Here is an 11,654-nt window from a genome sequence, read left to right on the forward strand (position 1 = left end):
TGTCCCAAGGCGGTGGGACATTTGCGCCGACTCGACCAGATTTTCTGGGACAGACGCGCCGGCTCGGCCCGGATTTCTGGGGCAGACGCGCCGGGTCGGCTTACTTGGTGTAGCGCGGGAAGGCGGAGGAGCCGGCGTAGCGGGCGGCCTCGCCGAGCTCGTCCTCGATGCGGAGAAGCTGGTTGTACTTGGCGACGCGCTCGGAGCGGGCCGGGGCGCCGCTCTTGATCTGGCCGGAGCCGACGGCGACAGCGAGGTCGGCGATGGTGGTGTCCTCGGTCTCGCCGGAGCGGTGCGACATCATCGTGGTGAAGCCGCTGCGGTGGGCGAGGTCGACGGCGTCGAGGGTCTCGGTCAGGGTGCCGATCTGGTTGACCTTGACCAGCAGCGAGTTGCCCTGGCCGCCCTGGATGCCGCGCGAGAGACGCTCGACGTTGGTGACGAACAGGTCGTCGCCGACGAGCTGGGTCTTGGTGCCGATGGCGTCGGTGATCGCCTTCCAGCCGTCCCAGTCCTCTTCGTCGAGGGGGTCCTCGATGGAGACGATCGGGTAGGCGCCGACGAGCTCCTCGTAGTAGGCCGTCAGCTCGGCCGAGGACTTCTTGGCACCCTCGAAGAGGTACGAACCATCCTCGTGGAACTCCGAGGCAGCCACGTCGAGCGCCAGCGCGATGTCCTTGCCGGCCTCGTAGCCGGCCTTGCCGATGGCCTCGACGATCAGGTCGAGCGCGGCCCGGTTGGAGTCGAGGTTGGGCGCGAAGCCGCCCTCGTCGCCGAGCCCGGTGGACAGGCCCTTCGCCTTCAGCACGGACTTCAGCGCGTGGTAGACCTCGGCGCCGCTGCGCAGGGCCTCGGCGAAGGTCGGCGCACCGATCGGCGCGATCATGAACTCCTGGATGTCCACGTTGGAGTCCGCGTGCGAACCACCGTTGAGGATGTTGAGCATCGGCACCGGGAGCAGGTGGGCGTTGGGGCCACCGAGGTAGCGGTAGAGCGGCAGCTCGGCGGCGGAGGCGGCGGCCTTGGCCACGGCGAGCGAGACGCCGAGGATCGCGTTGGCGCCGAACTGGGCCTTGTTGGGCGTCGTGTCGGCCTCGATCATCGCCTGGTCGACGAGCCGCTGGTCGTCGGCGTCGATGCCCTCGATCACCGGTCCGATCGACTCGATGACGGCCTCGACGGCGGTCTTCACGCCCTTGCCGCCGTAGCGCTCACCACCATCACGTAGCTCGACGGCCTCGAAGGCTCCGGTCGAGGCGCCACTGGGCACCTGGGCCCGGGCGTACGTGCCGTCATCGAGGACGACCTCAACTTCCACAGTCGGGTTGCCTCGCGAATCGAGGATCTCGCGGGCGCCTACGGCGTCGATCGCTGCCACTGAAGTACTCCTGGGTCAGGGACGGGGGGAGGGTGATGCCCGCCAGCCTATTACTCGGCCGCGGGGACCTGGCGATTGGAACGTTAACCCGTCGGTAGGCAGGCTCCAGTGCCTTCCCACCTGGTGTTCATGTCGAGGTGTCAGTCCTCGGAGCAGCGCTCGGCGGGCAGGTGCCTACCGGCCCACTCGGTGAGCGCGCCGAGGGCCGGCGCGAGCGCCGTGCCGGAGCCGGTCAGCGCATAGCGGACAGCCACCGGTGGGCCGGGGTCGACCTCGCGGGCGATCAGACCGAGGCCGGCGAGCTCGGTGAGCCGCTCGGAGAGCATCGAGTCGCTGATCCCGACGACCGCGCGCCTGAGCTCGGCGAAGCCGCGCGGGCCGGAGATGAGGCTGCCCAGGATCACGCCGTTCCACCGCTTGCCGAGGAAGTCGAAGGCACGAACGAGCGCGGCGCTGCAGAGAGCAGGATCGTGAGTCTGCTCGGTCGCGGTCATGTGACCAACCATACCCGGGACTCCTGATTTCAGTCGCTACTCCTATTTTCGAAGTAACCGGAATATCCGTAGCAACCCAGGAGTTACGAGCGTCATGACCAACACGATTTCTCTCGAGAGGCTCGACGAGCAGGGCCGCGCAATCGTCTTCACCGGCGCCCGTACGTCGAACACCTTCGCCGACACCCCCGTGACCGACGAGGAGCTCGCCGATATCTGGGAGCTCACCCGTTGGACCCCGACGATGGCGAACACCCAGCCGCTGCGTGTCGTCTATGTCCGCTCATCAGAGGGCAAGGAGCGCCTGCTCCCGCACATCGCGGAGGGCAACTTCGACAAGACCAAGGTCGCCCCGGCGACCGCGATCGTCGCCTACGACAACAACTGGCACGCCGAGATCCCGAACGTCTTCCCGATCCGCCCGGAGATGAAGGACTACTTCGAGGCCGACGAGACCGCCCGGCACGGGGCAGGCGGCTGGTCCGCCGGCCTGCAGGCCGGCGCCTTCATCCTCGCCGTCCGGGCCGCGGGTCTCGCTGCCGGCCCGATCGCGGGCTACGACACCGTGGGCGTCGACAAGGAGTTCTTCCCCGAGGGCGACTGGACCACCAAGATGATCGTCAACATCGGCCACCCGGGCGAGAACCCGTGGTTCGACCGCCTCCCGCGGGTCGAGGCCGAGACCGCCGTCAAGTGGGCCTGATCCTCTAGCCGAGAGGTCACTCCTGCAGGCCGAGACGGCACCGAGATGCCGCCTCGGCCTGCATTTGTGACGCCTCGGCCTGCATTTGTGACGCCTCGGCCTGCAGAGGTGACTACTCGGCGGGGCGGGCTCGCTCGGCCGCCTTGGCGGCCGACCAGAGCTCCTCGACCTCTTCGAGGGTGTAGCGGCGGCCGGAGGCCGCCTCGGGGCCGAAGACGTGGGGGTTGCGGCGCTTCATCTTCGCGGTGAGGCCGGCGATGACGTCGTCCATGGTGAACTCGCCGGCCTCCTCGGCGATGGCGGCGTGGAAGTAGACCTGGAGCAGCAGGTCGCCGAGCTCCTCCTCCAGATGCGCGGGGTCGCCCTCGTCGATCGCCTCGAGGACCTCGTCGGACTCCTCGCGGAGGTATCTCGCCAGGGACTGGTGGGTCTGCGAGGACTTCCAGACGCATCGCTCACGCATCACCCGCATCAGGTCGAGGAACTCGACGAGGCCCTCCCCCGAGGCGTACGGCCTGCTCTCAGCGCCGTCCTCAGCGCTCAATCCAGCGCCCCGAACGCGCTCAGGCACTGCCGCAGCAGAGCCCCGCGGCCGCCCTCCATGTCACCGACGACGGCATCGGAGGCGGCCTCGGTGGGCGTCATCCAGGACAGCTCCAGGGCGTCCTGACGCGGCTCGCACTCGCCCGTCACCGGGATGACGTAGACCAGCGAGACCGCGTGCTGACGTGGGTCCTGGTAGCGCTCGCCGGGCCACGGGAAGTATTCGGCGACGGTCACCGGCACCGTGGTCAGCGGCAGGGTCGGGAAGGCCACGGGGCCGAGGTCCTTCTCCAGGTTGCGCATCAGCGCGTCGCGGATCCGCTCGCCGTGCAGCACCCTGCCCGAGACCAGCGACCGCGTGATCGTGCCGGTGGTCGGCGAGCCGCGCAGCAGCAGGCCGACCTCGGTGACCCCGCCGTCGGGATCGACACGCACCGGAACCGCCTCCACGTAGAGGATGGGCACCCGACCGCGGGTCTCGCCCAGCTCCTCCTCAGAGAGCCATCCCGGCTCGGTGTCCCAGTCGCTGCCGAAGGGCTCCTCAGGGAAGGACTGCTCGCCGAAAGCCTCCATCGTCATGCGTCGATCCTGCCAGACGGATCCGTACGTGTCGGGGCAACAGCGCCGGATCTGGACTCTCGGCGACGCGGCCCACCGTAGACCCGAGCACCGACATCGCGTCCGGGCTCAGGTCAAGAGGCGGGCCACGGCCGCGTCGTACAGCGTCTGTGCCGCCTCCGCGGCAGCGTCGGCGGCGGCGACGGTCACCGGCTTGCCGAGGTAGATCTCGATCATCGGGTTGGCGCGAACCTCTTCGAGGAAGCCGGTCTGCTCCCGCGCCTCCTCGAGGCTCATGATCGTCGGGTTGACGATGCGGCCGACGCTGTCGGAGACCTCGCGGCAGACCCGATAGACCGCAGGTACGTCGGTGCTGCCGATCACCATCAGGTCGATGTCGTTCGGCGGCGGCCCCGGCTCGCCCTTCGCCCTGGCGGCGAACGAGCCGAAGATGAACGCCGTCTCGATCCCGTCGAGGTCCTCGAGGGCCTCGCGGAGGAGCACCGCCGGTCCGGTGACCGTCAGCAGGATCTCCCGCGTCGGCGCCAGCAGCGGGCTCTGCTCGTTGCCCCTGATCAGCCGGGTCCTTCCGACCCGGCGGTCGACGAGCAGACCTGCCTCGAGAAGCCGCGCGACCTCGCGATGGACCGTCGGGTAGGGCAGCCCGGCCCGCTCGGCGAGGTCGGTCATGCTCATCTCCTCGGCCGGGAGCAACAGCTCCGAGAGCAGCACCGCCTGCGCCTCCGAGCGGAACAGAGGCGCGAGCACCGGAGCCTGGCTTCTCACAAAATGGATAATAACCTCCATTTTGTGGATATGAAACCCCTCGGCCCGTAGTTCACGCGGCGACGGGCGCGTTTAGGGTCGCCGCGAGGCCCGGCATGCCCGACCCAATTTGGATGATCGCATCAACAGTCTCGCCCCGAAGGTGCGCTCGGTGGGTCAGGACTGTCGTGAGGACACTGAGCCAGGATTGCACGACCGCCCCTGTCACACGGTGAGTGAGCGTCGCCTGACGTACGTCATCCAGCAATGGCGCCGGAAGCGCGACCGACAGGTCGGGAAACATCGATGGACCATGGATGGCGGCGACCTGGAGATCCCCACGGGCTCCCATCACGAGCTCGTTGTCCACCAGTCGCCAAGCACGCGCTGCGTCAACAGCCTCGTCGACGTCGGCCAGCAATCCGACCACTACGTCGACGATGTGCGGCGCAGCGTGCCATCGTCCATCGGGCGGCAGGCCGTCGATCGTCGCGGCGAACGCGACCGGACCCGTCCCGGTCAGACCTTGGTCCGTGGTGAGCTGGTCCGCGACCGCAACCGTCAACAGATGACTGGTCACGATCGTCTTGACCATCCGCCGAAGGTCCTCCTCCGGGAAGGGGTCGTCGCTGTTGTCGCTGTCCAACCAGTCGCGCGCAGCCGGCCAAGCCGTGCGGCTCCACGTGAGACCGATTCCGTCGACGAGCGTCGACGCGTCCTGGGCAAGGCGGTCGAGCGCGGCACTTCTCCCGACGCTTCGTGCCGCTGCGCGTGCCACCACCTGCGGATGGCCGGCGGCTCTCGCCGCTTCCAAAGGAAAGGCGATGTTCACCAGCCCGATCATGTCCTCTGGCGAGAAGGCGCAGATCACGCCGGCGTGGGCGGCTACCAGCGGCGTACGCGGTCCCCATCGCTGGTGCGGGTCCCAGGATGGAGCGGAAGGCAGTGCCCATATCCCGCCGGGTGCGCCCTCCGAGCGCCGGAGGCCAGCGCTGAGCCCGGCATACTCAGCCCCAGCAACATCGATCGCGTCACCATCCATCGCTACGAGCGCCCCCTCGGGCACACGATGGAGCGACCAGCGCAAGGGGATGACGCTCGATGGCTCCGCCTGGTAGGCGTCGAGGCTGGCTGCCTCCACAGGGACGCCGAGCTCGAACGTCACCTGCACCATCCCGGCGTCGAACCGCTGGCTGTACGTGTCGCCCGGGGCGATACGACCATCGATCAGCCGCCAGGCAAGCTCATTGAGGATGACAGCCGCATCGTGGGAGCTGAACCGCCAGTCATGGCCGGGGTCTTCGCCCGCACTCGGCCGCGCCCACATGTGCACCTCAGGCAGCCCGCGTTCAGCCAACCCGACCGTATAGGCGAAGTCTCGGCTGTCGTCCTCGTTGTGAAAGACCGCCAGGACCTGCCACGACGGCTCCCTCGAAAGCTCCTGCTTCTCCGTCATGTGCCCACCGTAGATCTAGGCACCGACATCGAGGCCGGGCTCAGGTCGCGAGGCGACTCACAGCCAGCGTCATACAACGTCTGCGCAGCGTCGGCCGGGAGATCTCCCCACCCAATCTCCCACCCAAAGGTAGGTTGCCCACGCACCGGAGCTCGGGGAACCTACCTTTGGGTGGGGAAGGATCCGGGTGAGTGGGGAACTGCCCGGCCCCGGCGCCGCATCACGTCAGCGGGTCGATGATCGCGTCGATGACGACCCTGGCCCAGTCGAGCAGATCCGGGCCGTCGAGGGGCTTGGCGGGGAAGCCGGAGGAGACCGGGCGCGGGACCATGATGGTGTCCAGCTGCGGCTTGACCAGGGACTTCGGGTACATCCGGTTCAGCCGTACGACACGGGAGTCGGGCAGCGAGACCGGGTGGAAGCGTACGTTCTTGCCGGCCAGGGTGACCTCGGAGACGCCGGCCTGACGGGCACGGGCGCGGAAACGCGCGACCTGCAGGAGCGACGATGTCTCCGCCGGCGGCTTGCCGTAGCGGTCGAGGAGCTCGGCCGCGACCGACTCCACGTCCTCGTCCGTGCGTACCTCGGCCAGGCGCTTGTAGATCTCCAGCCGCAGCCGCTCGCTCGGGATGTAGTCGTGAGGCAGGTGGGCGTCGACGGGGAGCTCGATGCGCACCTCGTTGAGCTCGTCGGCCGCGCCGTCGGGTCCCGCCTTGAACTCGGCGACCGCCTCGCCGACCAGGCGGACGTAGAGGTCGAAGCCGACGTCGGCGATGTGGCCGGACTGCTCGCCACCGAGCAGGTTACCGGCGCCACGGATCTCGAGGTCCTTCATCGCGATGGCCATGCCGCCGCCGAGGTCGGAGTGCTGCGCCAGGGTCGCGAGGCGCTCGTGAGCGGTCTCGGTCAGCGGCTTCTCGCCGGGGTAGAGGAAGTAGGCGTACGCCCGTTCGCGGCTGCGGCCGACGCGGCCGCGGAGCTGGTGGAGCTGGGAGAGGCCGAGGGTGTCGGCGCGCTCGATGATCATCGTGTTGGCGTTGGAGACGTCCAGGCCGGACTCGACCAACGTGGTGCACACCAGCACGTCGAACTCCTTCTCCCAGAAGTCGACCATCACCTGCTCGAGCTGCTTCTCGTTCATCTGGCCGTGCGCGACCGCGACACGCGCCTCGGGCACCAGCTCGCGGATCCGCGCGGCTGCCTTCTCGATCGAGTTGACCCGGTTGTGGATGTAGAAGACCTGGCCCTCGCGGAGCAGCTCACGCCGCACCGACGCGACGATCTGGCGGTCCTCATAGGCCCCGACGTACGTCAGGACCGGGTGTCGTTCCTCGGGCGGTGTGGTGATCGTGGACATCTCGCGGATGCCGGTGATCGACATCTCCAGGGTCCGGGGGATCGGCGTGGCCGACATCGACAGGAAGTCCACCGAGGTGCGCAGGCGCTTCATCGCCTCCTTGTGCTCGACGCCGAAGCGCTGCTCCTCGTCGATGATGATGAGGCCGAGCTCCTTGAAGCGGATGTCCTTGTTGAACAGCCGGTGGGTGCCGACGACGATGTCCACGGTGCCGTCGGTGAGGCCCGCCATGACCTCGGCGGCCTCCTTGTCGGTCTGGAACCTGGACAGTCCGCGCAGGTTGACCGGGAAGCCGGACATGCGCTCCATGAAGGTGCTCATGTGCTGGGAGACCAGCAGCGTCGTGGGCACCAGCACGGCGACCTGCTTGCCGTCCTGGACCGCCTTGAACGCCGCTCGCACCGCGATCTCGGTCTTGCCGTAGCCGACGTCGCCGCAGACCAGCCGGTCCATCGGCACCGGCCGCATCATGTCGGCCTTGACCTCGTCGATGACCGCGAGCTGGTCGGCGGTCTCCTGGAACGGGAAGGCGTCCTCGAGCTCGCGCTGCCAGGGGTTGTCGGGGCCGTACTGGAACCCCTTGGTCGCCTGCCGGGCGGCGTAGAGCTTGATCAGCTCGGCGGCGATCTCCCTTACCGCCTTGCGGGCTCGTGCCTTGCGCTTCTGCCAGTCGGCGCCGCCGAGCCGGTCGAGGCTCGGCTGCTCGCCGCCGACGTACCTGGTGACCTGGTCGAGTGCGTCGGCGGGGACGTAGAGGCGGTCGGGCGGGGCGCCGCGCTTGCTCGCTCCATACTCCAGGACCAGATACTCGCGCGTGGCGCCCTGCACCTCGCGCTGCTTCATCTCGATGAACTTGCCCACGCCGTGCTGCTCGTGGACGACGTAGTCGCCGGGCTTGAGCTCGAGCGGGTCGATCTGCTTCTTGCGCCTGGCCGGCATCTTGACCATGTCGCGCGTCGACGACTTCTGGCCGGAGATGTCCTCGCCGGTGAGTACGACCAGCTGGTTGGCCTCGTCGAGGAAGCCGTGGTTGAGGCGGGCGTGGATGACGGTCACGGTCTTGTGGACGGGCTTGGCGGCCCCTTCGTCACCCTCTGCCAGGGCGGCCGGAATCTCCCGCTCCCCAAGGGCCTCGACCGTACGCTGGGCCGTGCCGTGCGCGGGCTGGACGACGACCACGCGGTAGCTGTCATCGCGCCAGCGCTCGATGTCGGTCAGCGCCGCGGCGGTGTCTCCGCGGTAGGCCTTCGCGGGCTGCCAATCGATCTTGCGAGCGGGCACGCCGACGACGTCCGGGTCGGTCTCGGCCGCCTGGTCGTCGAGGCCGAACGGGCTGACCGACCACCAGGGCTTGCCCTGGGCGATGGCGTGGGCGCGTACGTCGGCCAGGTCCTTGTAGGAGGCCGCGGAGAGGTCGATCGGGGCCACTCCCCCGCTGGCCGCGGCGGCCCAGGAGGCGCCGAGGAACTCATCGGCGGTGGCGACGAGGTCGTGGGCGCGGCTGCGGATCCGTTCGGGGTCGAGCAGCAGGATGTGGCTGTCGGCGGGCATCAGGTCCAGGAGCAGCTCCATGTCGTCGACGAGCGCCGGAGCGAGCGACTCCATGCCCTCGACCGCGATGCCGGCGGCGATCTTGTCGGTGAGCTCGACCAGGGTCGGGTGGGCCTCGCCGAGCGCCTTGGCCCGCGCCCTGACCTCGGGGGTGAGCAGGAGCTCGCGGCACGGCGGCGCCCAGAGGCGTTCGGTGGCTCCGCCGTGCTCCTCGGCGATGGCGCGCTGGTCGGCGACCGCGAAGTGGCGGATCGAGTCGACCTCGTCGCCCCAGAACTCCACGCGTACGGGGTGTTCCTCGGTCGGCGGGAATACGTCCACGATGCCACCGCGGACGGCGAACTCGCCGCGCTTCTCGACCAGGTCGACGCGGGCGTACGCAGCGTCGGCCAGCTTCTGGACGACGTCGTCCAGCACTGCCTCCTGCCCGGTGATCAGCTCGACCGGCTCGAGATCGCCGAGACCCTCGACCTGCGGCTGGAGGACGCTCCGGACCGGCGCGACGACGACCTTCAGCGGACCGTGGGCGCCATCGGCCTCGGGGTGGCGGAGCCGGCGGAGCACGGCGAGGCGGCGCCCGACCGTGTCGCTGCGCGGGGAGAGGCGCTCGTGGGGCAGGGTCTCCCAGCTCGGGAAGAAGGCGACCGAGTCCTTCGGGAGCAGGTCGGTCAGGTCGTTGACCAGGTCCTCCGCCTCGCGAGAGGTCGCGGTGACCGCGAGCACGGTGCGCTCCTGGCGTACGAGACCGGTGACCACGAACGGGCGCAGAGCCTCCGGCCCGGTGACGTCGAGCGCCAGCATCCGGCCGCCCTTGGCCTCCGCCATCACCTCGCTCAGGGCAGCGTCGCGCAGGACGAGATCGGCGAGCGGGGCGAGGATCACGGGTGACTCCAAAGGGATGCGGCATGCACGAGAGCCCCCGGCCGGGAAGAGCAGGGGGTGCGGCGCCAGTCTAGAAGACATCCGTAAGCCGTCTGACTTTGAGCACGAACGAGGTCGGAGCGTCGGTGCCATGAGATACACGGCCATCGGATCAGGCGCCGGCTCACGACGCGTCAGCAAGCTCGCGCTTGGCGTGATGCGGTTCGGGACGGACACGGACGTCGAGACGTCGTACGCGATCCCCGACCGCTTCCTCGAGGCCGACGGCACCTTCGTCGGCACCTCCAACAACTACGCCTGCTGGGCCAACGGCACCCAGGGCGGCGAGAGCGAGACCGTGCTCGGTCAGTGGCGCCGCGACCGCGGGAGCGGCGAGGAGCTCAATGAGGAGCAGCGGCGTCGCCTCGACGCTGCGGGGCGCTAGTGGTCGCGCCGTCTCTGAACTCTGCGTCGGGGTCGGTCTCGCCGACAGCGGCCGCGTAGTAGGCGACCTTGAACTCGATCGCGTCGAGGTGAGCGGCCGTCTCCTCCAGCTGCGCGCGCACCCGGTCGCGGTGGGCGCGCAGCAGCTCGAGCCGCGTCTCCTCGTTGCCCTCGCCGGCCCGGACCATCTCCGCGTAGCGCCGGATCTCCCGGATCGGCATCCCGGTCGAGCGCAGCCTGGTGATCAGCGTGATCCAGCCGAGGTCACCCTCGGTGTAGGCACGGTGACCTGACCCGTTGCGGCCGACCCCGAGCATCAGCCCGTCGCGCTCGTAGTAGCGCAGCGTGTGGGCGGTCAGTCCGGTCCGCTCGGCCACCTCGGCGATGCTGAGCCCATTGCTCGGCGCCTGCGTCGTCATGGACACCATTCTCCAGGTTCGAGTGCACTCGAAGTCAAGCGGGTTCGGCTACGTTGGGAGGGTGAAGAGGACGTACGCCGCGGGGTCGGCCGTTGCCGGACTGGTCGTCCTCGCGCTGGCGCTGAGCGGGTGCGGTGGAGAGCCGGAAGCTTCCCCGAGCCCGACGGTCAGCGCATCCCCGTCGACCTCGATGGAGCCGTCGCCCAGCGACGTACCTTCCTCTTCTTCCCCTCCCGTCGCTGGGCCCGGATCGGTGCCGCCGCCGTGGCTGGGGACGCGGGAGCTGAAGGAGGATGCCGAGGGATATGGGATCGCCGGACCGACGCCGAAGGAGCTGCGCAACCGGGCCTGGACGTTGCCGGACATGTTGCCGATGCTGCCCGGCGAAGGCTTCGCGGCCGAGGTCGACATCGCGCCCGACGAGGTGATCGAGCGCTCGACATGGGTGCCGGGTTGCCCGGTCTCGCGACAGGAGCTGGCCTGGGTACGGATGACATTCTGGGGCTTCGACGCCACCCGCCACACCGGCGAGATGCTGATCAACGCCCGCGTTGCCGAGGATGTCGTCGGGGTCTTCCGGCGCCTCTACGAGGCGAAGTTCCCGATCGAGCAGATGGACATCACCACGAAGGCCGCCCTGGACGCGCCGCCGACCGGCGATGGCAACGGCACCGGCGGCTTCGTATGCCGGCCCTCGGTCGGCCAGACCTCGTTCTCCCAGCACGCCTACGGGCTGGCGATCGACGTCAACACCTTCCAGAACCCGTACGTCAAGGGCGACCGCGTCATCCCCGAGCTCGCCCGCTGGTATCTGAACCGGTCCCGGACAGCGCCCGGGATCATCCATTCAGGAGATGTGGTCGTCCGGGCCTTCGCCGACATCGGCTGGGAGTGGGGCGGCGACTGGAACTCGCTGAAGGACTACCAACACTTCTCCGAGAACGGCACCTGACGCCGACCCGGCGCAACTGCCCCAACATTTCAGCCCGAGTCGGCGCAACTGTCCCAGAAAATCGCGTCGAGTCGGCGCGACTGTCCCAAGAAATCACGTCGAGTCGGCACAACTGTCCCAACGCGTTGACCTATTGCGACGAGCCATGGGACAGACGCGCCGACTCGACCCCC

11 protein-coding genes are annotated in these 11,654 nt (G+C 68.9%); 3 read left to right on the top strand and 8 right to left on the bottom strand.

Going from position 1 to position 11,654, the window contains the following annotated elements:
• Positions 1 to 100: 100 nt before the first annotated feature.
• Positions 101 to 1,378 (bottom strand): phosphopyruvate hydratase, encoded by a 1,278-nt coding sequence (gene eno, locus ACRDPS_RS09355; RefSeq protein WP_431501356.1) that lies wholly within the window; start codon positions 1,376 to 1,378, stop codon positions 101 to 103.
• A 140-nt stretch (positions 1,379 to 1,518) separates the two neighbouring features.
• Positions 1,519 to 1,872 (bottom strand): winged helix-turn-helix transcriptional regulator, encoded by a 354-nt coding sequence (locus ACRDPS_RS09360; protein ID WP_431501357.1) that lies wholly within the window; start codon positions 1,870 to 1,872, stop codon positions 1,519 to 1,521.
• 94 nt (positions 1,873 to 1,966) lie between these two features.
• Here ACRDPS_RS09360 and ACRDPS_RS09365 point away from each other — a divergent pair, with 94 nt between their 5' ends.
• A complete protein-coding gene (locus ACRDPS_RS09365) occupies positions 1,967 to 2,575 on the top strand; it encodes a malonic semialdehyde reductase (protein ID WP_431501358.1) in 609 nt (202 codons plus the stop codon).
• 112 nt (positions 2,576 to 2,687) lie between these two features.
• Here the strand turns inward: ACRDPS_RS09365 and ACRDPS_RS09370 are convergent, their stop codons facing one another.
• The 5 genes from ACRDPS_RS09370 to mfd form a co-directional block, all read right to left on the bottom strand.
• The gene (locus ACRDPS_RS09370; RefSeq protein ID WP_431501359.1) at positions 2,688 to 3,119 is read right to left on the bottom strand and encodes a MazG nucleotide pyrophosphohydrolase domain-containing protein; all 432 of its coding nucleotides are present in this window, start codon (positions 3,117 to 3,119) and stop codon (positions 2,688 to 2,690) included.
• Positions 3,116 to 3,697, bottom strand: coding sequence for an NUDIX hydrolase family protein (locus tag ACRDPS_RS09375; protein WP_431501360.1), 582 nt, complete (start codon positions 3,695 to 3,697; stop codon positions 3,116 to 3,118). Before ACRDPS_RS09375 ends, ACRDPS_RS09370 begins: the two co-directional genes overlap by 4 nt.
• Before the next feature lie 108 nt (positions 3,698 to 3,805).
• Positions 3,806 to 4,462: a helix-turn-helix domain-containing protein gene (locus ACRDPS_RS09380; RefSeq protein ID WP_431501361.1), complete on the bottom strand. Its 657-nt coding sequence runs from the start codon at positions 4,460 to 4,462 to the stop codon at positions 3,806 to 3,808.
• A 52-nt stretch (positions 4,463 to 4,514) separates the two neighbouring features.
• Positions 4,515 to 5,897 (bottom strand): hypothetical protein, encoded by a 1,383-nt coding sequence (locus ACRDPS_RS09385; RefSeq protein ID WP_431501362.1) that lies wholly within the window; start codon positions 5,895 to 5,897, stop codon positions 4,515 to 4,517.
• 220 nt (positions 5,898 to 6,117) lie between these two features.
• Positions 6,118 to 9,630, bottom strand: a complete 3,513-nt coding sequence (mfd, locus tag ACRDPS_RS09390) for a transcription-repair coupling factor (protein ID WP_431501366.1) — start codon at positions 9,628 to 9,630, stop codon at positions 6,118 to 6,120.
• A 187-nt stretch (positions 9,631 to 9,817) separates the two neighbouring features.
• Here mfd and ACRDPS_RS09395 point away from each other — a divergent pair, with 187 nt between their 5' ends.
• Positions 9,818 to 10,111 carry a hypothetical protein gene (locus ACRDPS_RS09395; protein WP_431501363.1) on the top strand — a complete coding sequence of 98 codons (294 nt, stop codon included), beginning with the start codon at positions 9,818 to 9,820 and terminating at the stop codon, positions 10,109 to 10,111.
• Here the strand turns inward: ACRDPS_RS09395 and ACRDPS_RS09400 are convergent.
• Complete coding sequence (locus ACRDPS_RS09400) at positions 10,068 to 10,529, bottom strand: MerR family transcriptional regulator (RefSeq protein WP_431501364.1); 462 nt, start codon at positions 10,527 to 10,529, stop codon at positions 10,068 to 10,070. The two genes, ACRDPS_RS09395 and ACRDPS_RS09400, sit on opposite strands and share 44 nt — an antisense overlap.
• 61 nt (positions 10,530 to 10,590) lie before the next feature.
• On the opposite strand from ACRDPS_RS09400, the gene ACRDPS_RS09405 reads away from it, so the two are divergent.
• The gene (locus tag ACRDPS_RS09405; protein ID WP_431501365.1) at positions 10,591 to 11,481 is read left to right on the top strand and encodes a M15 family metallopeptidase; all 891 of its coding nucleotides are present in this window, start codon (positions 10,591 to 10,593) and stop codon (positions 11,479 to 11,481) included.
• Positions 11,482 to 11,654 lie beyond the last annotated feature (173 nt).

The sequence above is a fragment of the Nocardioides sp. genome, from assembly GCF_050699375.1.
GTDB lineage: Bacteria > Actinomycetota > Actinomycetes > Propionibacteriales > Nocardioidaceae > Nocardioides.